At 54.7% G+C, this 22,126-nt stretch carries 25 protein-coding genes; 9 read left to right on the top strand and 16 right to left on the bottom strand.

What is annotated here, in order from left to right:
- Positions 1-168: 168 nt before the first annotated feature.
- On the bottom strand, positions 169-1,293 hold the full coding sequence (locus ACCI49_RS06010) for an aminopeptidase (protein ID WP_371838063.1): 1,125 nt from the start codon (positions 1,291-1,293) through the stop codon (positions 169-171).
- A 101-nt stretch (positions 1,294-1,394) separates the two neighbouring features.
- Between ACCI49_RS06010 and ACCI49_RS06005 the strand changes: the two genes are divergently transcribed.
- The 3 genes from ACCI49_RS06005 (at position 1,395) to ACCI49_RS05995 (ending at position 2,133) form a co-directional block, all read left to right on the top strand.
- The gene (locus ACCI49_RS06005) at positions 1,395-1,628 is read left to right on the top strand and encodes a hypothetical protein (RefSeq protein WP_371838062.1); all 234 of its coding nucleotides are present in this window, start codon (positions 1,395-1,397) and stop codon (positions 1,626-1,628) included.
- 102 nt (positions 1,629-1,730) lie between these two features.
- Positions 1,731-1,931, top strand: coding sequence for a DUF3149 domain-containing protein (locus tag ACCI49_RS06000; protein ID WP_371838061.1), 201 nt, complete (start codon positions 1,731-1,733; stop codon positions 1,929-1,931).
- The gene (locus ACCI49_RS05995; RefSeq protein ID WP_371838060.1) at positions 1,894-2,133 is read left to right on the top strand and encodes a hypothetical protein; all 240 of its coding nucleotides are present in this window, start codon (positions 1,894-1,896) and stop codon (positions 2,131-2,133) included. Before ACCI49_RS06000 ends, ACCI49_RS05995 begins: the two co-directional genes overlap by 38 nt.
- A 106-nt stretch (positions 2,134-2,239) precedes the next feature.
- Here the strand turns inward: ACCI49_RS05995 and tatC are convergent, their stop codons facing one another.
- The 8 genes from tatC to ubiE all read right to left on the bottom strand — a co-directional run bounded on the left by tatC (position 2,240) and on the right by ubiE (position 7,824).
- Positions 2,240-2,989 carry a twin-arginine translocase subunit TatC gene (gene tatC / locus ACCI49_RS05990; RefSeq protein WP_371838059.1) on the bottom strand — a complete coding sequence of 250 codons (750 nt, stop codon included), beginning with the start codon at positions 2,987-2,989 and terminating at the stop codon, positions 2,240-2,242.
- Positions 2,986-3,552, bottom strand: coding sequence for a Sec-independent protein translocase protein TatB (gene tatB / locus ACCI49_RS05985; RefSeq protein WP_371838058.1), 567 nt, complete (start codon positions 3,550-3,552; stop codon positions 2,986-2,988). Before tatB ends, tatC begins: the two co-directional genes overlap by 4 nt.
- 30 nt (positions 3,553-3,582) lie before the next feature.
- A complete protein-coding gene (tatA, locus tag ACCI49_RS05980; RefSeq protein WP_371838057.1) occupies positions 3,583-3,852 on the bottom strand; it encodes a Sec-independent protein translocase subunit TatA in 270 nt (89 codons plus the stop codon).
- A gap of 131 nt (positions 3,853-3,983) precedes the next feature.
- Positions 3,984-4,322 carry a phosphoribosyl-ATP diphosphatase gene (locus ACCI49_RS05975; RefSeq protein WP_371838056.1) on the bottom strand — a complete coding sequence of 113 codons (339 nt, stop codon included), beginning with the start codon at positions 4,320-4,322 and terminating at the stop codon, positions 3,984-3,986.
- An 8-nt stretch (positions 4,323-4,330) separates the two neighbouring features.
- On the bottom strand, positions 4,331-4,732 hold the full coding sequence (hisI, locus tag ACCI49_RS05970) for a phosphoribosyl-AMP cyclohydrolase (protein ID WP_371838055.1): 402 nt from the start codon (positions 4,730-4,732) through the stop codon (positions 4,331-4,333).
- A 46-nt stretch (positions 4,733-4,778) separates the two neighbouring features.
- Positions 4,779-6,389 carry a ubiquinone biosynthesis regulatory protein kinase UbiB gene (ubiB, locus tag ACCI49_RS05965; protein ID WP_371838054.1) on the bottom strand — a complete coding sequence of 537 codons (1,611 nt, stop codon included), beginning with the start codon at positions 6,387-6,389 and terminating at the stop codon, positions 4,779-4,781.
- 2 nt (positions 6,390-6,391) lie between these two features.
- Positions 6,392-7,021, bottom strand: coding sequence for a ubiquinone biosynthesis accessory factor UbiJ (locus ACCI49_RS05960; protein ID WP_371838053.1), 630 nt, complete (start codon positions 7,019-7,021; stop codon positions 6,392-6,394).
- A gap of 53 nt (positions 7,022-7,074) precedes the next feature.
- Entirely contained in the window at positions 7,075-7,824 is a 750-nt protein-coding gene (ubiE, locus tag ACCI49_RS05955; protein WP_371838052.1) for a bifunctional demethylmenaquinone methyltransferase/2-methoxy-6-polyprenyl-1,4-benzoquinol methylase UbiE, read from the bottom strand.
- A gap of 126 nt (positions 7,825-7,950) precedes the next feature.
- Here ubiE and ACCI49_RS05950 point away from each other — a divergent pair, with 126 nt between their 5' ends.
- The gene (locus tag ACCI49_RS05950; protein ID WP_371838051.1) at positions 7,951-8,766 is read left to right on the top strand and encodes a CHAD domain-containing protein; all 816 of its coding nucleotides are present in this window, start codon (positions 7,951-7,953) and stop codon (positions 8,764-8,766) included.
- Positions 8,767-8,825: 59 nt separating this feature from the next.
- Here ACCI49_RS05950 and ACCI49_RS05945 read toward each other — a convergent pair whose 3' ends face one another.
- From ACCI49_RS05945 to hslV, 5 genes are all read right to left on the bottom strand, one after another.
- A complete protein-coding gene (locus tag ACCI49_RS05945) occupies positions 8,826-10,397 on the bottom strand; it encodes an alkaline phosphatase (RefSeq protein WP_371838050.1) in 1,572 nt (523 codons plus the stop codon).
- A 15-nt stretch (positions 10,398-10,412) separates the two neighbouring features.
- A complete protein-coding gene (locus ACCI49_RS05940; protein WP_371838048.1) occupies positions 10,413-11,948 on the bottom strand; it encodes an alkaline phosphatase in 1,536 nt (511 codons plus the stop codon).
- 254 nt (positions 11,949-12,202) lie between these two features.
- Positions 12,203-12,577, bottom strand: coding sequence for a gamma-butyrobetaine hydroxylase family protein (locus ACCI49_RS05935; protein WP_371838047.1), 375 nt, complete (start codon positions 12,575-12,577; stop codon positions 12,203-12,205).
- The gene (gene hslU, locus ACCI49_RS05930; protein ID WP_371838046.1) at positions 12,578-13,894 is read right to left on the bottom strand and encodes an ATP-dependent protease ATPase subunit HslU; all 1,317 of its coding nucleotides are present in this window, start codon (positions 13,892-13,894) and stop codon (positions 12,578-12,580) included. It lies immediately after the preceding gene.
- A gap of 79 nt (positions 13,895-13,973) precedes the next feature.
- Positions 13,974-14,513, bottom strand: coding sequence for an ATP-dependent protease subunit HslV (hslV, locus tag ACCI49_RS05925; protein ID WP_020414014.1), 540 nt, complete (start codon positions 14,511-14,513; stop codon positions 13,974-13,976).
- 223 nt (positions 14,514-14,736) lie between these two features.
- Here hslV and ACCI49_RS05920 point away from each other — a divergent pair, with 223 nt between their 5' ends.
- Entirely contained in the window at positions 14,737-14,874 is a 138-nt protein-coding gene (locus ACCI49_RS05920) for a hypothetical protein (protein WP_371838045.1), read from the top strand.
- 48 nt (positions 14,875-14,922) lie between these two features.
- Here ACCI49_RS05920 and ACCI49_RS05915 read toward each other — a convergent pair whose 3' ends face one another.
- Positions 14,923-15,483 (bottom strand): SPOR domain-containing protein, encoded by a 561-nt coding sequence (locus tag ACCI49_RS05915; protein WP_371838044.1) that lies wholly within the window; start codon positions 15,481-15,483, stop codon positions 14,923-14,925.
- A gap of 82 nt (positions 15,484-15,565) precedes the next feature.
- The gene (locus ACCI49_RS05910; protein ID WP_371838043.1) at positions 15,566-17,779 is read right to left on the bottom strand and encodes a primosomal protein N'; all 2,214 of its coding nucleotides are present in this window, start codon (positions 17,777-17,779) and stop codon (positions 15,566-15,568) included.
- 284 nt (positions 17,780-18,063) lie between these two features.
- On the opposite strand from ACCI49_RS05910, the gene rpmE reads away from it, so the two are divergent.
- From rpmE to gshA, 4 genes are all read left to right on the top strand, one after another.
- Positions 18,064-18,276, top strand: coding sequence for a 50S ribosomal protein L31 (gene rpmE / locus ACCI49_RS05905; protein WP_083922744.1), 213 nt, complete (start codon positions 18,064-18,066; stop codon positions 18,274-18,276).
- 351 nt (positions 18,277-18,627) lie between these two features.
- The gene (locus ACCI49_RS05900; protein ID WP_371838042.1) at positions 18,628-19,881 is read left to right on the top strand and encodes a malic enzyme-like NAD(P)-binding protein; all 1,254 of its coding nucleotides are present in this window, start codon (positions 18,628-18,630) and stop codon (positions 19,879-19,881) included.
- 122 nt (positions 19,882-20,003) lie between these two features.
- Positions 20,004-20,435: a hypothetical protein gene (locus ACCI49_RS05895; RefSeq protein ID WP_371838041.1), complete on the top strand. Its 432-nt coding sequence runs from the start codon at positions 20,004-20,006 to the stop codon at positions 20,433-20,435.
- 80 nt (positions 20,436-20,515) lie between these two features.
- Positions 20,516-22,099 (top strand): glutamate--cysteine ligase, encoded by a 1,584-nt coding sequence (gene gshA, locus ACCI49_RS05890; protein ID WP_371838040.1) that lies wholly within the window; start codon positions 20,516-20,518, stop codon positions 22,097-22,099.
- Positions 22,100-22,126 lie beyond the last annotated feature (27 nt).

Genomic DNA, 22,126 nt, shown 5'->3' with positions numbered 1-22,126 from the left:
TCTTCGCCTCTATGTCAAGCTAGTTTTTGTCCGTTTTTTGACCCATGAAACTCTAAACTCTAGTCTAATACTTAAAACGAAAGAACATTTCGGCCCTAGGAAGCATCTAAAGCCCTTAAGTATATCTGCAGAATCTTTGAAAGATTCTTATCTATATAAATCCCACCCCTAAGGTGAGTTTACCGTCATACAGGTCTTCGCCTCAAAAGTACTTTGCGCATTAATCACACTATTCGAAAGACTGTACTCCTCACTTAGCTGATGCAACTTCTGTTCGCGATCATTTTTATCCATTTCTCCCACCCACTGCGTCGCGTTATAAAAAGCTTCCCAACTGTCGCTCTCCAAATACAACTGCTTAAAAGCCGGCACCAGAGATTCGTACTCAGCGACCAATGCGAGAGTGGCGTTGTTGGCTTTTTCTATATAGGCCTGGTAGCGCGTCGGATTGGGCCAGTCTTCGGATATTTTTCGATAACATTGACGCAGTCGTGCCAGCACTAAATTTTTCTGCTCGAGCTTGAGACTGTCTGATTCAGAAGAGTTGTAAATCGGCTTAAGCTGCTTACGCGCCATATTCATCAGTTGACGTACGGCCATTGTCTCGGCACGGGCTTGGGTGGCGGAACCGGTCAGGCCCTGACTGGCAAGCCAACCCGGCAGGGCAATTTCCGAGACGGCAGTTGCGAAACTTTCATTGAATTGGGTATCACCAGAAATATATACCCGCCTGTGCGCCAACTCATGGAATAGCAACCCGGCTAGACGCTCTGGTGGCCAATTTACAAAACTGGAGAGTACTGGGTCATCAAACCAGCCAAGAGTACTGTACGCGGGTACCGGCCCCAGATAAATATCGTAACCCTGTGCTCTCAAACTATTGGCTTTCGCGATTGCGGCAGACTTCCGGAAGTAGCCTCGATAGCTGGCGCAACCAGCAACAGGGTAGCACCAGCGTTTTGGGGTTAGGGAGAATTCAGGAGCAGCCAGAACATTCCAGATGGGATATTGATCTTCCAGCTGTACGTAAGAGCTGTAAGCTTCGCCCACCGGCAAATCCAGCTGTTGAGCGGCATAAGCCCGTATCTCCTGCACCAACATTAACTGTCGCCTCAGTTTCTCATCAGTGTCGGGCTCCTGTACCACCTTTTCAATTGGCTGGCGCGCGGAGAGAATCCGCCACTGACCCGCTGCAGCTTGAGCGTAATAACCGACTGTCTCGCAACCACAAAGAAACAGTGTGATGACTAATAGCCAGATATGCCTGCTATGAGGACTTAATACAGACTTCAAAACTCCAATGCTGATATACACTTTTGTCCTATTTTCCTTTTTATGTAGTGCCATATCTGTGGATCTACCCAGTCTTCGCCAAATCTTCAATGGGTTATAGCATGTTGCCAGTTAGTGCAATTCTGATGGTATTTGCCCTGGCTTTCACCTCCATTGCCTGGTTGCGCTTACTTAGAGTCTGCTTTTCTGATAGCCCCCTAGCTGGGTGCTTTGCGCTGTTTTTACCTCCCCTGGCGCTGATTTTACTCCTGCCCCGCTGGCGTGAGGAAAAGGAGTTATACCAACTACTGGGTGCAGCCTGTATCTGTTTGATACTGAGCCTGACGCTACAGTAAACCCCACCGAGACTAACTCGGCTCCGGTTGATTTAGGTCAAGAGGCTTACTTTTCGACTCCATACACTGCTTAGATGAAGCATTGGCGTACTGGAGAGAGAGATGGATGCCTTGATTGATCTATTTACCAGTTTTTCCGGCTTGCTCAGCCTGGCCGTAATCGGGTTTATATTACTGATGGCATTTTATTTTTATCGTTTGGTTCGCAACAATGTGGAAAAGGCGGTGGCAGAGCAAGAAAGGCAAGAAAAGGCGGCGGCTTCCCATGGGAATAAGCCAGCTGGCGCTGCTGTATCCCGCTGAGGTTCAGGATCTCAGGGTGATTAATATTAGCCGCGAAGGTTTTGCGGCTAAAGGCGATTTAGCAAAGCCCGCTTTGCAAATTCGTCGATTTATCAAGCTGACCGCCCAGTTTTTGTCGCGATGGGGGCTTGCTATTAGTGGCACAAAAGCCGGGATCGATCAGCTTTATCTTGCATGGAACGCAGACTGCCCTTACACCTGAGCAACTCTTGTATTGAGAGCACAGGGTTACAGTTAGGGGTAGGGCAGATAAAACAACAGGGCTATTGCCCCGGTGGTTTCGACCGCCGGGGTACTTTAGCATAGGGCTATTGAGCCTGTTCTTTGTTGGAATCCCTCTTTATCCATCGGCCAAACAAAATTCCCACCTCAAACAACAGCCACATAGGTACTGCCAGTAGCGACTGGGAAATAACATCCGGTGGCGTGAGTAGCATACCAATCAGGAAGCACCCCACAATGACAAAGGGTCGCTTACGCCCCAGGGTTTTGGCATCCACTGCGCCACTCCAGATCAACAATACAGTGGCAATAGGTATCTCGAAGGCAAAGCCAAACGCAAAAAACAACTTCAGTACCAGATCAAGGTAGCTGCGCATATCCGGCATCACTTTGATATCTGCGTGGGCGGAACCGACGAAAAAATCAAATAAAATGGGAAATACAACAAAATAAGCAAAAGCGACGCCAGCATAAAAAAGAAACACGCTAGTGACCAGGATTGGTACCGCGATGCGCTTTTCATTTTTATACAACCCGGGGGCAATAAATGCCCAGGCTTGGTAGAGTACGAAGGGGATCGCAATAAAGAAAGATACTATAAATGTGGTTTTAAATGGGGTCAGAAAGGTGGAAGTGACTTCCGTGGCAATCATTCCCGCATCACCTACCAACCTCTCCTGCAAAGGATTGGCAATGAAGTTATAAATATCCGAGGCAAATGGTACGAGACAGGCGAATAAGACCACTACCACCAACAGAGTACGCAGCAGGCGATCGCGCAATTCGATCAAATGATCGATAAACGGCTGCTGGCTGTCTTGTGCTTGATCGCTCATTGTTGCTTGTCTTTTTCCTGTTGCGATTCTTTTTCTTCATCCAGCTCAACATTTTCAGGGTGATCCGGATTCATTTCCGGATCGCCGAAGTCGTGCCAGTGTTCGGGATACTCGGGGTCTTGCAACTCCTCCGTAGTTTCATCCTGTTCGGGCAGGTAGTCCTCTTTTTCCGCACGGGGATGGGCCGGTTCCTCAGACATTTTGGGTGAGTTTTTTTCTGCTGACTCCAGAGCGCTCTTCCCGGACTGTTGCGTGGGAGGCTTTTCCTCCTCAGGTTCCTGTAAAGATTCTTTCACTTCTCGATTGGTCTCGCTGAAAGTGCGCTCCATTTCCCGGCGACTTTCCTCGATCTCGCGTAGGATGCGCTCATTGTGCAACTCGCGACGAATATCATCAGCGCCCACTTCCTTTTCCAGCTCCTCACGGGCGCTGTGCAAAGTGCGCTTTAAGCCGGACCACCAACGGGCTGTGGTGCGGATGGCGTCGGGTAGGCGCTCGGGCCCAACCACGAGCAGGCCCACCACGGCGACCAGCAGCAGTTCAAAAAAGCCTATATCAAACACGGAGCATTACTCGCGTTAATGGTTGCCGAATTATTTGTCCTGGGATTGCTTGTCTTTTTCCTTGGTGGCACTGCCTTGTTCTGGCTTTTCTTCCTCGTCGTGCTGCAGGCGCTCTGGATCTTTATCCTCATCGGCATCTGCGTCTTTTTTCTTGTCCTCATCCTTGATCGCTTTGCGGAAGCCCTTGATAGCTCCACCGAGATCACCACCAAGGTTTTTTAGACGCTTGGTTCCGAACAGCAGAAGGACAATGACCAGAATAATCAACAGCTGCCAAATGCTAATTCCACCGAATCCCATAATTATCTCCATGTCATTTAATGCGATAGCCAGACGCTAGGCGACCACAGGCTATCATTGGTAAAACTACAATTTTTGGAAACCTTCAATTACAACAGCAAAGGCTCCTGAATACTTTCATTACGCGCTTGTCAGCCCTCTTTGGATCGAGCGGCTTTCTCCTCCAGACCTGAAAGGCCAAAACGCCGACCCAATTCCTGTAATACATCCTGCGAACCCGCCCCCAGGTGAGAGAGCATCACCATCGAGTGAAACCACAAATCCGCCGTCTCGGCGATCATATCCTGATTATCGCCGCTGGACTGTGCGTCCTTCGCCGCGAGAATAGTTTCTGTAGCCTCCTCGCCAACCTTTTCCAGGATTTTGTTCAAACCCTTTTTATGCAGGCTGGCCACATAGGACTTCTCAGCATCGTCTTCACACTTGCGGCTTTCCAATACGGCGTCGAGTTGCTGTAATAGTTCACTCATGCTGGGGCTCAGTTGTAGATGGCTTTAGGGTCTTGAATCACAGGCTGATTCACCTGCCACTCACCGTCCTGTAGAAGGTTGTAGAAGCAGCTGCTGCGCCCAGTATGGCAGGCGATACCACCTTGCTGTTCCACCATCAGTAGCACTGTGTCTCCATCACAGTCGAGGCGTATTTCACGCACCTTCTGTAGAAAGCCGGAAGTTTCACCCTTGCGCCATAGGTTCTTGCGCGAGCGCGACCAGTAAACCGCGTAGCCCTCGCTGGCGGTAAGGGCCAGGGATTCGCGATTCATCCATGCCATCATCAACACCCGCCCACTTTTATAATCCTGGGCTATGGCTGGTACCAGGCCATCACTGTTCCAATTGACCTGGTCAAGGAAACCGGTTGTCGCTTTTGCTTGAGTCAATGTCCCTTCCTTCAGAGTTCCAAGTGTAGGTCGGCCCGAGCCGTACCTAAGGCCAGAGCAACAATACCAGGGCGGCAATACCCAGGGCCCAGCCCGAGGGTGGCAACTGCTCTAGCCATTGGGGTTTGCTCAAGGCCAGGGCTCCTGCGGCGAGGAATACACCGCCAACACGACGGAGGTACTGCCAACGCCCGCGGCGCTGACCACTCGCCAACTTTTCACCGATATTCTCCAACTGTGGTGCCAGTTCCCGTGACTGCTCCAGGGCGGAATACACCAGCTGCGGCATCTGCGGGAATTTCTCCAGCCACTCGGGGCCGTAGCGTTTAATCTCACCCACAATGGTTTTCGGGTGGATGCGATCACGCATCCAGCGTTCCAAAAATGGATGAGCAGTCTTCCATAGATCCAGCTGCGGATAAAGCTGTCGACCCAAGCCCTCAATATTCAACAGGGTCTTTTGCAGCAATACCAGCTGCGGCTGAACCGCCATATCAAAGCGGCGTGCGGTCTGGAACAGACTGATCAATACCCGCGCAAAAGAGATTTCTCCCAGCGGTTTCTCAAAAATGGGTTCGCATACCGCGCGGATCGCCGCCTCAAAAGTATTCACCGGCGTATCGGCCCGCACCCAACCACTCTGCACATGCAGCTCGGCCACCATACGGTAATCGCGGCGGAACATGGCTAGCAGGTTGCGCGCCAGGTAGTACTGGTCCTCACGTGAAAGGCTGCCGACGATTGCAGTGTCGATGGCAATATACTGCGGGCGTTGCGGATGTTCGCGGGAGACAAAAATATTGCCCGGATGCATATCTGCGTGGAAGAAGTTGTTTTCAAATACCTGTTTGAAAAAGATCTCCACACCGCGCTCTGCGAGCAGTTGCATATTGGTATCCTGAGCGCGCAACTGCGCCAGGTCGGTAACCGGAATGCCTTCAATACGCTCCAGTACCAATACGCTCTCACGTGTGTATTCCCAGTACACCTCGGGGACATAAAGCAGCGGAGAGTTATTGAAATTACGCCGCAACTGGGTGCCATTGGCCGCCTCACGCACCAAGTCCAGCTCTCCCTCAATGGTGTGGCGATAGTCCTCCACTACCTCCACCGGGCGCAGGCGTCGCCCATCCGGCACAAAGCGCTCAATACCGCGGGCTAACACTCCCAGCAGGCGCAGATCTTCCTGGATTACTTCACCGATACTCGGGCGCAACACTTTTACAACCACCGATTCACCGGTGGTGAGCACGGCCGCGTGTACCTGTGCCACCGAAGCCGCCGCCAGTGGCTCGCGCTCAAAACTCGCGAAGACCTCATCGACACTGGCCTCCAGCGCTTCTTCAATCAGCGCGGCACACTCATCGCTGGGGAAGGGGGGCACCTTATCCTGCAGGTAATCGAGTTGTTCTACGATATCCGGCGGCAACAGATCGGGCCGGGTAGAGAGCAACTGGCCAAATTTGACGAAAATCGGCCCCAATTCTTCCAGGGCTCGGCGCAGGCGTTCACCGCGCTCCATTTTTGGTTGCGGTAATAGTTTGAGTGGAGCCAGTATTCCGCGCAGCCACAGCGGGCGGCGCTCGACAGGTAGCAATTGATCGAGACGGTAGCGCAGGAAAACCCGCGCAATGGTAAAACTGCGGAAAAGCGGCAAAACTACTCGGCCTCCCTGCGGGAAAACTGTTCTTGCAGCAAGCGCACCCGCGCCTCCAGGCGCTCAGTGGCCAGGGACAGCTCGGCAAGGTCATCGGCAAAGGCTTCAAATTGTGCCTGTGGTGGAGTCAACTGCCACTCTTCGCTGATGGTCTCCGCCGCCGCAACTGGCGCGCGGCTGAGACTGGCGCTCAACCAGCTACTGGCACTACGCAACACACTGCCAATGGAGTGGGCGGGAATATCGCCAACCAGTTGCGCCAGCGGCGCCTCCCAGTCGATATCCAGGTCACTCATAATCCACTGCAATTCCGCCAGCAGGGCACTGGAACCGCTGATTGAGACTCCCAACGCCGCGGGAGTGGCATCCGGATCTTTTAGCAGGCGCATGAAAGCAATAGCCGAACCACTGACAGAGGTGGTGACATCTCCCTCCCAGTGTTGGCGCACACGCACCTGATCACCTTCAATGCACAAGCAGCACTGCAACTTTGGCGCAGTCAGATTGAGTGCCATAACTTTGCCATCCAGCCCCTGCAGGCGTGCGCGGGTGGTGGGATCATACTGCAGCGCGGTATTAATGGCGGTTTCCAGCGCGGCGTCAAAGCCTGCGCGGTAAGTCGGATCACTCATGGGGGCTACTGGCCTCGTGCCATCACTTGGGAGTAAATCACGTCAAGCGCCGCTCAGGGCTTGATGCCACGGTGCAACGCCACGATGCCGCCGGTCATATTGTGATATTCACAATCGACAAAACCGGCATCCGCCATCATCTGCTTGAGGGTTTCCTGGTCCGGGTGCATGCGAATGCTCTCCGCCAGATAGCGGTAACTATCCGCATCGTTAGCCACCAGCTTGCCCATAAATGGCAGTAGCCGGAAGGAATACTGATCGTAGACTTTTTCCAGCAGCTTCGACTCCGGCTTGGAGAACTCGAGCACCAGCAAACGTCCACCGGGTTTTAGCACCCGTAACATGGAGCGCAGCGCCAGATCCTTATCAGTGACATTGCGCAGACCAAAAGCGATGGTGATGCAGTCAAAGGTATTGTCAGGGAAGGGCAGATACTGGGCATCCGCCTGTACTGGCACTACATTGCCGGCGACACCGCGGTCAAGCAGGCGGTCGCGGCCAACCCGCAGCATCGATTCATTGATGTCCGCTAGCACCACTTGGCCGCTGGCGCCCACAATGCGCGAGAAGCGTGCGGTGAGGTCGCCAGTGCCCCCGGCGATATCCAAAATATGCTGTCCCGGTCGCGCACCGGATAATTCAATGGTAAAACGTTTCCAGAGGCGGTGGATGCCCCCGGACATCAAATCGTTCATTACGTCGTAACGTGCCGCCACTGAGTGGAACACTTCTGCCACACGACCGGCCTTTTCCTCCACCGGAACCTCTTGGTAGCCGAAGTGGGTGGTCTTGCGATCCTTCATGCTGTGCTGCCTGCTGAGCCAAAATCAGGGGGCCATTGTACATCTACGAAGCCGACGGAACACCGCCCAACATCAGCTCCTTGGAAACTCACTAGAATTATCAGAACGATATACTGGACAAGATCCATGAGTTACCGGCTCGATTGCGATCTCCTTCCTGAGCATGGGTTGCGGCTTGTCGCCCAGGCAGAAGTCACTACGGCAATCAGCCATACAAAACGGCTTCTCGACGAGCATGCAGTGCATGAATTACGCAAACACTGCAAGAAATTGCGGGCCCTGCTGCGCCTTGTACAACCAGATCATCCACTCTTGTTCCAGAGCGAAAATATTCACTACCGCAACCTGGCGCATAGCCTCGCCCAAAGCCGCGATCCGGTTTCTATACGAGGTGCCCTGCTTGCGATAGCCCCGCCACACCACTTCCCCACAATGCACACGCTGCTGCGCCATATGCTGTATCAAAAAATAGATAAAAGGACCTTGGCGCAGGTCGAGTTGTTACTAATCAAAAGGCGTGGGCGTATCGAGAGCTGGTCATTAGAGGGGGTTCGCTGGGCGCACCTCGAACGTGGATACCGTAGAGGTTACCGACGAGCGCGCAGTGCCTGGCTTCAAGTGCAAAAAGTGGATAGTGCGGAGACTCTGCACCAACTGCGTAAGCGGGTGAAAGATCACTGGTACCACAGCCGCTTGCTTGAAGAAAAATTTCCACAGTCGGCTGCATTGCGATGCGAACCACTAAAACAATTGGCCCAAGCACTGGGTGACTGGCGCGATATCTATCTACTATGTCGCCTGGCAATTGCCACGGGGGAGAGTCTGGGAAAAGAATTAATACCAATCTTGGAGCTGGGAGACTGGCGCAAGATGCGGCTGCGCCGGGAAATAGAAACACTGTGCTCTGCGCTCTTCACCAGGGCAAAGCTAAAAGTCGATTGAATGCAAAACGGCGCAGGGAAAATACCTGCGCCGTCGCATTGTAACTACCAGCCACGAAATTATTCGGCGCTCTGCTCCAACAAGCCGCCTGAGCGCGCCATCACATGGAACAGGTAGTTCTGCTCATTGGTACCGCTCACCAGGTGTGCACCCGGCCCGCGAGCCCAAACACCAACATCTTCACCTGCGTGAGATTCACTGCTCATAGGCACCAGAGCATCCTGCTGATAGTCGAGTGCCGCGGTATCAGCACTTGTGAGATCACCTCGGCTGCCATCATCATTGGCGCTGTAGCCTGGGCCATTGGCATAAGTCAGGGTTGTGTAGGGCAGGCCATCTTCAGCCAGTGCAGGGGAGATTTCCGCCTCACCACTACTGTCATTACCAATCACCTTGCCAAGAATCGGGTTGCCGCGAGTGGGATAACCGGCAATCGTCATCACGTGGCTGTGGTCCGCAGTGACGACTATCAGAGTATCTTCTGCACTGGTGTTGTCCATCGCGTATTGGATAGCCTCAGCAAACTCCACGGCATCGGTCAGTGCGCGGTGGGCGTTGCCGGCGTGATGGCCATGGTCAATACGGCCGGACTCTACCATCAGGAAATAACCCTTTTCGTTTTTCTGCAGGAGTTCAAGGCCTTTAGAGGTCATCTCAGTGAGGGAGGGCTCACCGGCAGTATCGTCTTCGCGGACAGCTTCATACTCCATGTGGGAAGAGTTGAACAAACCCAGTAACTTGTCAGTTGCAGCGCTATCTACAGCGTTAAAGCCGGTAGTGTCTTCAACATAAGCAATATTGTTCACACCGTCGTTGTAACGGGTCTTCCACTCATCCACCAAGTTGCGCCCGTCTTCACGGCGCCCGGCTTCCCCTTCTATATCGGTGATATCACTGGGCAGAAAGTTGCGGCGGCCTCCACCCATTACAACGTCGATACCATCACCGGCCTCCAATTCAACTAACTGTGTGGCAATATCAGTGCAACCATCAGGGGCAGATGATTCCCAGCCGCGCTCAGGTACCTTGGCATAGGTGGCTGCTGGAGTTGCGTGGGTGATGCGCGCAGTGCTGATAATACCGGTGCTCTTGCCCAGATCCTCTGCCAGCTCAATGGCAGTGGTAAGAGGACGCTCCAGGCTGGCTGCACAATCGCCGCGCGCCACATCTTCCGCAACACTTAATACGCCGGCCTTGGTTTTAACCCCGGTAACCAGAGCCGTCATGGTGCCGGCAGAGTCCGGAGTTTGCTGGTTGGTATTGTAGGTTTTCACCAAACCGGCAAAAGGCATTTTTTCAAAGCTCAGCTGGTGCTCCTCACCCTTGAGCCCTTGCTGCTGACCGGCAAGAATACGGGCTGCGGTCACTGTGGAAATGCCCATGCCGTCGCCGACAAACAAGATAATATTCTTAGCAGCTCCGGGAGTATTGTTAATTACCTGCGCCTGCGCAGCCTCTACAGCCTCTTGGCCCTGTTTGAACCAGTCGCTATCGAGCTGCCCTTGGGGCAGGTTCAGCACATCTTCTGGCTCTGGGAGTTCAACAGGGTTGGAGCTGGACTTATCGTCACTGCAACCAGCAGCCATCAGGGCTACGGAGAAAGCCAGCAGGGTCTTTTTAAAATGTCTCATGGTGAATACCCCCAGTTATTCTTCTGTCAACGACAGGTCAGTCGCCGCAGTCATCACATGGAAAAGCGCACTTTGCTCCAGGCTACCCTGTACCAACTTGGCGCCGGCACCAATGGCATGCAGGCTGATATCTTCACCCGCGTGGCTCTCAGAACCTAGATGCACTAGAGCTTCCTGGTGAAAGCCCGGTGCCTCGGTGTCTATGCCAGAGAGATCCTTGCGACCGGCATCAGCAGCTATCTCATAACGCTCATCCGCATCGGTGTTCTCACCCAGGTCGGCAAAGCCCAGACCATTGGCGTAGGTCAGCGTGGTATACGGCAAGTCGTCATCTGCGGTTTCTACTTCCGCCTTGGCTGCACCGCTATCGTCATTCTCAATCACTTTGCCGAGAATGGAGTTACCACGGGTTGGGTAACCGGCAATAGTCATCACATGGCTGTGGTCCGCAGTCACCAAGATCAGGGTGTCCTCCAGGTCCACCTTATCCAGTGCCACCTGTACGGCATCGGCGAAGGCAATCGCATCGTGCAGCGCGTTATAAGCATTACCTGCGTGGTGGCCGTGGTCGATTCGACCGGATTCCACCATCAGGAAGTAGCCATCACTATCTTTCTGCAGGAGTTCGATCGCGATACCGGTCATCTCGGCGATACTCGGCTCATCACTCTCTTTGGCAATGCGGTCCGCATCGTAACTCATATGGCTGCTGGTGAAGAGCCCCAACAGCTTATCTGTAGAGGCGAGATCCACGCTTGCCAGCGCAGTTCCAGTCTGCACATATGCAGCACTCTGTTCACCTTCATAGCGCTGTAGCCACTCACTGGTAAGGTCGCGTCCGTCTTCACGCTTGCCACCTACATCGGTCGTTGTAAAGCTGCGACGACCACCACCGAGCATCACGTCGATGCCGTCCCCATATTCCAGTTCAATCATTTGCGTGGCGATATCTACACAATTTCCTTCAGCTTCATATTCCCAGCCACGCTCTGGACTACGCGAATAAGTTGCGGCAGGCGTAGCGTGGGTCAGGCGGGCAGTAGAAACAATGCCGGTAGACCTGCCACGGTTCTCCATCAATTCGAGGAAGGTATTCAGTTCTTTGCCTTCGGCACTGGCGCAGTCAGCGCGCAATGCATCTTCATCAATATTGATCACACCCGCGCGGGTTTTCACACCGGTCATCATCGCGGTCATGGTGCCCGCAGAGTCCGGGGTCTGCTGGTTGGTGTTATACGTTTTGATCAATGCGGAATAGGGGAACTCCTCAAAGGAGAGGGCATTTTCCTCACCGTTCTCACCGCGCAGTTGGCCCTCGAGAATACGTGCAGCGGTCAGCGTGGAAATACCCATACCATCACCCACAAACAGGATGACATTTTTCGCAGTTTTTTCTTCACGAGAGAGAGCAACACGCTCTTCCAGGCGTTCAATGCTGTCGGTAAACCAAGCGCTATTGGTTTGATAATCGGGCAGGCTCGCAGCCGAAACTGCGGAAGCGAGGGGGATTAAACAAAAGGCGCTGAATGCGCGGACAAGTTTTTTTGCCACTGTGGGCCTCCAGAACTCGTGAAATTTCGCGAGCATTAGAGTCCGGAAATATGACAAAAGAATTACGCGCCGGTTAACTTGTAAAATTATCTGTTAAATAGGCGTAAATAATTTATCTAAGAGCAAAAGCACTGACATACTTTTGTTACAGTAACAATAAAATTACTTTGAAACAGTTGTTTTTAAACACTTTTTTTGGGGGGGCGTAAAAAGTGCGCCGCGTTGCATAAGCTACGTAGATGGCACACACAGCTTTAACCTATAAATTTCACCACGCTCTCATCGGGATCACGTCCTTTGCCTTCAGAGCGTAAGCGCTGCAGGTAACTCTCCCAATTCGCACTGTAATTTACAGCCAACTCTCGCAGGTACTCCCAGGTATAAATGCCTGTATCGTGGCCGTCATCAAAATCAATTTTCAGCGCATAGCGACCGGCGGCCTCGACCCTGTCGATACCCACATGCATTTTGCCATCCACCAGAACCGGAGCGCTGTTGCCGTGGCCTCGCACCTCGGCACTGGGGGAGTAGACGCGCAAATACTCTGCCGGCAAAGTAAATTCACCATCGGCAAATAGTAACTGCAGGCTTTTCTCTGCGCGATTCAATCGGATTTTTAGCAGTTTCATTTACAGGATAAAACGCGACAGATCCTCGTTTTGGCTGAGTTCACCCAGGTGACTGTCCACATAGGCGGCATCCACGTTCACCGTCTTGTCACCGTCACCAGCGTCAAAAGAGATCTCTTCCAGCAAGCGCTCAAGCACTGTGTGCAGACGGCGCGCACCGATATTTTCCGTGCGCTCATTGACCTCATAGGCCACCTCGGCAATGCGGCGGATACCGTCATCAGTAAACTTCAGATTCAGACCTTCGGTGGCGAGCAGAGCCCTCTGTTGCTCGGTCAAAGAGGCAGAGGGCTCTGTGAGGATACGCTCAAAGTCTGCCGAAGTCAGTGAACTCAATTCCACCCGGATCGGCAGGCGCCCCTGCAGCTCGGGAATCAGGTCCGATGGCTTGGACAGATGGAAAGCACCAGAAGCGATAAATAGGATGTGGTCCGTCTTCATCATGCCGTACTTGGTATTAACGGTACTGCCTTCAATCAGCGGCAGCAGGTCGCGCTGCACGCCTTCGCGGGACACATCGGCACCGCCGCTTTCCTGGCGTTTGGCCACTTTGTCGATCTCATCGATAAAGACGATACCATTCTGTTCTGCGGCACGAATTGCACGGGTTTTAATATCTTCATCGTTAACCAGCTTGGCCGCTTCTTCATCGGTCAGCTGCTTCATGGCCTGCTTGACTGGTAGCTTGCGCTTGCGGGTCTTGCCCTGGGACATATTCGAGAACATGCCCTGCAGTTGGTTGGTCATCTCCTCCATCCCCGGGGGCGCCATTATCTCCACCCCCATAGGCGCGGCGGCCATATCCAACTCGACCTCTTTGTCGTCCAGCTCACCTTCGCGCAATTTCTTGCGGAACAACTGGCGGGTGCTGGAATCTTTATCGCTGGGCTCAGTGGAGCGCGCCGGAGGCAACAACGCGTCGAGTATACGTTCCTCAGCGGCATCCATAGCGCGCTGCTGAACACCAGCCATTGCCTGTTCGCGCTCTTGCTTGACCGCCATTTCAACGAGGTCACGCACGATGGATTCCACATCGCGACCCACATAACCCACTTCGGTAAACTTGGTCGCCTCCACCTTGATAAAGGGGGCATTGGCCAGCTTGGCCAGACGGCGGGCAATTTCAGTTTTACCCACGCCGGTGGGGCCGATCATCAGGATGTTCTTCGGGGTAATCTCTGCACGCAGATCCTCGCTCACCTGCATGCGGCGCCAGCGGTTGCGCAACGCAATGGCTACGGCGCGCTTGGCGTCCTGCTGGCCGACAATATGGCTGTCGAGTTCATGGACGATTTCACGGGGGGTCATCTGGGACATACAAATTCCTGCAAAACATTTAGGCGAATTACTCGGGGCAACCCGCCAGGCCACTGGCGCCAGAAAGGTGCCGAGGCACTTAAAAATTCAATTCTTCGATGGTGTGGTTCTGGTTGGTGTAAACGCAGATATCACCGGCGATTTTCAGACCCTGCTCAACGATTGCACGGGCATCCATATCGGTGTTGTCGAGTAGCGCCCGTGCCGCAGACTGGGCGAAAGGCCCACCAGAACCAATAGCGATCAGATCGTCTTCCGGCTGAATAACATCGCCATTGCCGGTCACTATCAGACTGGCGGTCTCATCTGCCACCGCCAGCAGGGCCTCCAGGCGACGCAGGGCGCGGTCGGTGCGCCAGTCTTTGGCCAGCTCTACCGCTGCGCGGGTGAGTTGACCACCGTGGGCTTCCAGCTTGGCCTCAAAGCGTTCAAATAGGGTAAAGGCGTCGGCGGTACCGCCGGCAAAACCGGCAATTACCTTATCCTTGTACAGGCGGCGCACCTTGCGCGCATTGCCTTTCATGATGGTGTTACCCATAGACACCTGGCCGTCGCCGCCGATCACGACTTTGCCATTGCGGCGACAGGATAAAATGGTGGTTCCGCGATACTGTTCCAATGGAGACCTCTCGGATTACGCGTGTGCTTCAGCAGCGAGCGTTAGCTATTTCTCGCGCCGGGAATTTCATTCAGGTTAGATAAGTGAGGACGGCATACGCCGATTTCAATAAGAGGAGGGGTAATTACTATACCCAGAACCCGCTATCCACTACAGATTTCCTTTTGGCTGCCTTCCCTTTACGGTATTTCAATCGGTTTTTACCCTTGTTATGAGCCGGCTGATGTCAGGGGAAATTCCGGAGCAATCCCCTTTTCTCATGGGAGAATGGAAATTAGATTCATCGTGGTATGGGTTAGGCTTTATTGCTGGTCTCGGTTATCTCAATGGCGCTGCCGCCGCCAATCAGACCATTGATTAACAATTAGCGGCACATTGGGCGGGGCCGGACGGAAGTCCAGCCTTTGAATCAGTTGGCCGGGCGCTTCAATACCAATGGCATCAGCCTGTGCTCGGCTAATACCTGGCGCGCCTTGGCCATACGCGAGCGGTTGTCGAAGGGACCCACCAACACCCTATGCCAGGTGCCGCGGCTGTCGCTGGCGGACTCCACTTTCACATCCAGATTGGCCAGGGTGAGCCGCGCTCGCAAACGCTCGGCCTCCGTCGCCTCGCGAAAAGAAGCTGCCTGCAGAATATAGACTTGCCGAGAAGACTCACTGGGCGCCTTTTGCGCAGGGCCGGAAGTCTGCTGGTGACGCGCGGGCTTGGCCACCTTGGGTGGCGGCACAGACACCTCGTTCTCCTTCAGCATGGTGTAGAAGTCAAAGCGCGGCTGGGATGGTTCCTTTACTGCCGGCTTGGCCGCCTGCTGCTTGTCACCGGTAGAGCTTTTACCCTCACCAGCAATACCGTAGTGAAGGAGCAGGAATACTGTGAAGCCGCCGACGATATTGCCGAGAAAAAACCAGCCCCAGGCGGGCTTTCCCGCGGAACTCTTACTGCGGCGATTGGTTTTGCGACGGCTCATTGAGGCTCTCTTCCCTGGTTAGTCTGCTCAGCGTGCGAATTGTACCGTCAATTCGGTCCGGGGCAGTGATTTCCGGCAATATTCACGATAATTCCTGTGCATCCATATCCACCGCCCAGCGCAATCGACGGTTCCTATTGCCTTCCGCCCAAGCGCACACACGCACTAGAAGTGACTGTAATAAACCGCGGTTCTGCGCGGTAATCTGCAAATAGAATCGGAAACGCCCGGACTTACGCTCCAGCAGCGCCGGCACGGGTCCCAAGTATTGCAGCTGTGGGGAGGGCGGCACCAGTGACTGCATAAACATTCTCGCATTCTGCAGGAACTCTTCAGCCCAAGCCGGCTCCTCGCACTCCGCCCGCACCAAGGCCATAGCACTTATCGGAGGCAGCTGTGCTAGCGCGCGATCTCGTAAGAGTTGGCGTGCAAAAGTACCGTAGCCCTTCTCCAGCAACATTTGCAGCAGCGGGTGCTCAGGGAAACGGGTCTGTACCAGCACCCGACCACTCAAGCTGCCTCGGCCAGCACGGCCGGCAACCTGCTCCAGCAACTGACCGGTACGCTCAGGGGCGCGGAAATCTGCACTAAAAAGACCCCCATCGGCGTCCTGGATCACCACCAGGGTCACTCTCGGCAGGTGATGCCCTTTAGCTAACATCTGGGTACCCAATAGCAGGCAGGGTTCACCATCGCGCGCGAGTGCCAGCAATCGGTCCAAGGCCTGCTTACTGGCGGTGGTGTCCCGATCGACACGAATTACCGGGTAGTCAGCGAAGCGCCGCGTAAGCAGTTCCTCGCTTCGCTCGGTGCCCCCTCCCAGAGCCGAGATGGAGCGGCTGTGACACTGGGGGCAGCTGTCCACTAACGGGCGGCAGTAATCGCAGTGGTGGCAGCGCAACTGACGCTGACGCCGATGCATTGTGAGCTTACTGGAGCAATGTGGACAATCGGCCAACCAACCACAATCATCACAAGTTAGGGCTGGGGCGAAGCCGCGCCGGTTGATAAATACCAGTACCTGTTCACCACGCGCCAGGGTATCGCCAATATGGCGCAGAGCCTGAGGGGAAAACCCCTCCTCAAGCGGTTCACGCAAAGTGGGCACTACATGGATTTGCGGCGGCCGGGCATCACCGGCACGCTGGCGCATATGCAGGTGTTGGTAGCGGCCGCTGAGCGCATTGTGCAGGGTTTCCAGGGACGGCGTGGCAGACCCCAGCAGTACTGGGACATTGGCATTACGCGCCAAAACCACCGCTAGATCACGAGCCGAGTAGCGCACACCATCCTGCTGTTTAAAGGAAGCATCATGCTCCTCATCCACCATCACCACGCCAAGCCTCTGCAATGGCGTCATAATCACTGAACGGGTGCCAATCACAATATCCGCCTGGCCAGCCACAGCTGCAAGCCAGGACTGGGCGCGCTCCCCCTCAGCCAGCCCCGAATGCAGGGCCGCAATACTGTATTCGGGAAAGCGCGCGGCAATACGCCGCAGGGTCTGCGGAGTGAGGCCTATTTCCGGCACCAGTAACAAGGCCTGGCGCCCCTCGGCCAACACCCGCTCCATCAGGCGCAGGTAGATCTCTGTTTTACCGCTGCCAGTGGTTCCCTCCAGCAAGGTGGCGGAAAAATGGCTGCAATCCACCGAATCCAACACCTGCTGCTGCTCATTGTTCAATTGCGGGGCCGGCGACGGCTCCGCCTCAGGCAGCGGTGGTGGTACCGTGGGGCCCGCTATCCACTCCACCAAGCCGCGCTCCTGCAGGGCTCGCACTACTGTTGCGCTGTGCCCCTGAGCTTTCAGGCGGGTACGGCTCTGCGTCCCTTCTTTTAGCAACAGTTGCAGCAAGGCTTGTTGTTTTGGCGCCCGCGCCAATGCCGACTCGGGTAACCCCTTACCTTCGGTGGAAAGTTGCAGCCACTGCTCGGCCCAGTGGTCCGCCGGCTTGCCCTTGCGCAGAGCAGTGGGCAGGGCAGCGGCATAGACTTCTCCGATTGGCGCTTGATAATAGTCAGCAATCCAGGCAAGGAGTTTGCGGCTGTTTCGGTGGAACAGCACCGCCTTGTCAACCAGTTCCAGCGCAGACTTTAGCTCCGCCAGTGGCGACTGCTGTACTATATCTACCAGTACCGCCAACAGCTTACGTCCAGCGAAAGGCACCCACAGGCGTTGACCCGGAGCTAGCTCCCCAGGATCCAGCCCCTCCGGAGGTAAATAGTCGAACAGGCGCCGCAGCGGCACAGGCACCGCCAACCTTAAGATGATTTTTTGTTGGACCGCCTGTTGCACCCCACCCCCAAGACCGTATTAAAAGGCGCTAGTGTACTGGTTGGCGCGGCCAGGTACAGTGAGTAATAGGTTGCTGACCAAGCTAGCTCACTAGAAAGGAGATCGCATGTGCAGATTCAGCGAAGCAATTACTACAGTAGGGCCCAGTAACAGGCTTGAACCCCGGCGCTAATCTGATAGTATGCGCCGACTTTTTAATCGGCCTGGAACCAGTCCGGTTCCTACTCCAACGACGATACCGTGCCCGGCAACAGATCGAGTGGCGGTTTCGAAAAGAGGCAATCATGAAAGCAGATATCCATCCTAACTACACCGACATCACGGCCACTTGCTCCTGCGGCAATGTAGTCAAGACTCGTTCCACTCTGGGCAAAGACTTGCAGATCGACGTATGCTCCCAGTGCCACCCCTTCTACACTGGCAAGCAGAAGCAGGCTACCACCGGTGGACGCGTAGACCGCTTTAAGAAGCGTTTCGGCAGCCGTATCGGTAAGTAATCCGAACATTGAGGCACCTCGGCGCCTCGGAAAAAGGCACCAGGGGGTTCCCCCGGTGCCTTTTTTTGTGCCCGAAGACCCGGATTTACGCTCTTGGGTATCCGGGACGTAATTTCGATGTGAATCGCTTAATGTTGTCGATTTTGACGGTAAATTTATCCTTTAAATTTGCGATTTAACAATTGATCATCCTTAAACTAGCCATTTGTTAAGGGCAAATTAGTAAGAAATCCTAGCCCCGCCACCATTCGAACTTGTGGCTCCAAGCGCCCCTCGGTTATTCTCTTGCCACCGCAGTAACCGGGATAACATAGTAATGTTACCCCCAGTATTCGAGAGAACAGCCCCCAAATGACGGATTCATTGCGCCAGGCAGCGCTCGATTACCACGCGCTCCCCAGCCCCGGAAAACTTTCAGTTGAGCTAACCACCGCCGCCGAAACCCAGCAGGACCTGTCCCTGGCCTATAGCCCGGGCGTAGCGGAACCGGTGCGCGAAATTGCCAAAGACCCGGAGTCAGCTTACCTCTATACCGGTAAGGGCAACCTGGTGGCGGTTATTTCCAATGGCAGCGCCATCCTCGGCCTCGGCAATCTGGGACCATTAGCTTCCAAGCCGGTCATGGAGGGCAAGTCTCTATTGTTCAAGCGCTTCGCCAACATCAATTCGGTGGATATCGAGGTGGATGCCAACAGCCCGGAACAGTTTATCCAGACCGTTGCCGCCATCGCCAACACCTTTGGCGGTATCAACCTCGAGGACATCAAGGCTCCAGAATGCTTCCATATTGAAGAGGCTCTGATCGAACGCTGCCCGGTACCGGTATTCCACGACGACCAGCACGGCACCGCTATTGTGACCGTTGCCGGAATGCTCAACGCACTGGAAATTCAGGGCAAAAAGATCAGCGAAGTACGTATGGTATGTCTGGGTGCCGGCGCCGCCGCCACCGCCTGCTGCAAACTGCTGCTGGCTGCCGGTGCACGCAAGGAACAAATCACCATGCTCGACAGCCGAGGGGTGATTCACTCAGGCCGTACCGATATCAATGCCTACAAGGGTGAGTGGGCACGGGATACGGATATGCGCACCCTCGATGACGCCATCACCAATGCCGATGTATTTCTCGGGGTATCCGGGCCAGACCTGCTCTCCGCCGAGCAGCTACGGCGCATGGCGCCCAAGCCTGTAGTTTTTGCCTGCTCCAACCCGAACCCGGAAATCAAGCCGGAGCTGGCTCACAGTGTACGCGACGACCTGATTATGGCCACCGGGCGCTCCGATTACCCGAATCAGGTCAACAATGTACTGTGCTTTCCGTTTATCTTCCGCGGCGCCCTGGATGTACGCGCGGCGCGTATAAATGAGGAGATGAAGCTGGCTGCAATCGAAGCCATCCGCAAGATCGCCCACCTGCCGGTACCGGACTCAGTGCGCGAGGGCTATGGGGGCGTAGAGTTAAGTCTTGGCTCCGACTATATCCTGCCCAAGCCCACAGACCCTCGCCTGTTACCGGAGGTAGCGGCAGCCGTGGCTCGCGCAGCGGTCGACAGCGGCTGTGCGCGCCTGCCATATCCAGAGCACTATCCACTGAAAACTCTCTAGTGATCCCCACCTCAACCCACGAGAGCGGGCGTTTGCCGCGTTCGCTCTCACAGACTTCTTGAGCCGCACAGCACCCGTCGCTAAACTGCCTTTCTGTCACAGTATCAAAGTTGCCCAACATAATGAGTCACGTGTACGTGCTGACCAACCAGCACCAGCAGTTCCTGAGCAAAAGCGGCGAATGGCTGGATGGCCGCGAGCCAAATAAACTGTTTCGCAGCGAACATAAAGACGTCGCCATAAACCAGATGTTCGAGGCCAATACCCGTGATGTCAGCCTGCGCATTGAGTTGCTGCAGTGCGAGTTGAATACCAAGGGCCACCCTCTGGTACCGGAAGACTCCCTGGCAGATATTTCAGAAACACAGGGTGATCCGGAAATCGAGCCAGCGACACCAGAGGAAATCCCCGGGGAGGACACCCCCGAGGTGGACCCGCAGCCTCAACCGGAAATCCCCCCGGAACAGGCTCCCGAGGTTACGCCGGAACAGGCCCCAGACGAAACGCCCGCTCAACCTGGCGAGAACAAATCGGAATCGGAGTCCGCCGCCTGAGCGGCGACTCTTTTAAAGCCGGCACAGTCGCCCGACCCAGCGACCAAAAATAGAGATCCGGTAGTACCAAGGAGATTCGAGTGCCTATCCCCCATCTCGCCGCCCTATCTCAGGCCAAGCCTGTACAACTTCTAAAAGGCATCCGCCGCGGCCTCGAAAAAGAGAGTCTGCGGGTCGCCAGTGACGGCACCCTGGCACAGACGCCCCACGCACAGACACTTGGTTCTGCCCTCACTCACGAGAGTATTACCACCGACTTTTCCGAAGCACTGCTGGAATTCATCACACCACCAGTCACCACCCCCGAAGAAGCCCTGCGAGTTCTTGATCGCATCCATCGCTATACCTACAGCCAAATCGGTGAGGAGCGCCTATGGGTCAACAGCATGCCCTGCGTAATCGGCACCGACAGCGATATTCCAGTAGCCCGCTACGGCGATTCCCATAGCGGCAATATGAAGACCATCTACCGCCTTGGCCTCGGGCTGCGATATGGCCGCGCCATGCAAACTATTGCCGGTATCCACTACAATTTTTCACTGTCCGATGAATTTTGGCAGTGGCTACATGAATTTGAGGACAGCAGCGAGTCACTGAGCGAATTCAAGACCCGCCGCTACTTCGATCTGATTCGCAATTTCCGTCGCAATTACTGGCTGCTGATCTACTTGTTTGGTGCAGCTCCAGCAGTCTGTGCCTCATTTGTAGAAGGTCGCGAGCACAAACTGGAACCGTTTAACGGCGATGAACATACCCTTCATGTCCCCCATGCCACTTCTTTGCGTATGGGGGACCTGGGTTACAACAGCGATGTCCAGAAGTCCCTCATCGTCTGCTACAACAACTTACGCAGTTATCTTTCCACCCTGTGTTCGGCCATCAGCCACCCCTTTGACCCCTATCACGAGCTGGGAATAAAAGATACAGAGGGTGATTACCAGCAACTTTCCACCGGCATATTGCAGATCGAAAATGAATTCTACTCGCCCATCCGGCCCAAAAATCCAACCGAGCGCGGTGAGACGGCACTGGCCGCTCTGGATAATCGTGGGGTCGAGTATGTAGAGGTCCGCTGCCTCGACCTGAATCCCTTTTTACCCCTCGGCATCGACGCGCAACAGATGCGTTTCCTCGACAGTTTCCTGCTGCACTGCCTGCTCACCAACAGCCCTAAAACCAACGATGCGGACTACCGTGCAACCCAGGAAAACCAACAGCGCATTGTCTATCGCGGCCACGAACCAGGCCTGAAGCTTCGAAACAGTGACGGGGAGCGAGAAATCGGCGACTGGGCCTCCCAACTGCTGGGAGAGATGGATTCCGTAGCCGAATTGCTCGACCGCGCTTGGGGCGGCGATCAATACCGTAGCGCCGTAGGAGTGCAGCGCGCTAAAGTAAGGGGCGAAATTCCCACACCGGCGCAGCAAATACTGGCTGAAATGGAGGAGCAGAACCTGAGTTTCTACCAGTGGGCCATGGAGAAAGCCGAGCAGCACCGCCATTATTTTCTCGAGCGCCCCCTCGACAGCGATTCAGTGCGGGACTTCTCCCGCCAAGCTGAGAAGTCACTGCTTAGGCAGAAGCAGATAGAAGCTGAAGATAAGGGCTCTTTCGAGGAATTCCTCAGCCACTACTACGCACAATACATTTGTTGCCAGGGCTAGCCGGCAATCGGCGCGGAGCCAAGAGTG

The organism is Microbulbifer epialgicus (genome assembly GCF_041447265.1).
Lineage (GTDB): Bacteria > Pseudomonadota > Gammaproteobacteria > Pseudomonadales > Cellvibrionaceae > Microbulbifer > Microbulbifer epialgicus.
This window is presented reverse-complemented; position numbering and strand designations above follow the sequence as displayed.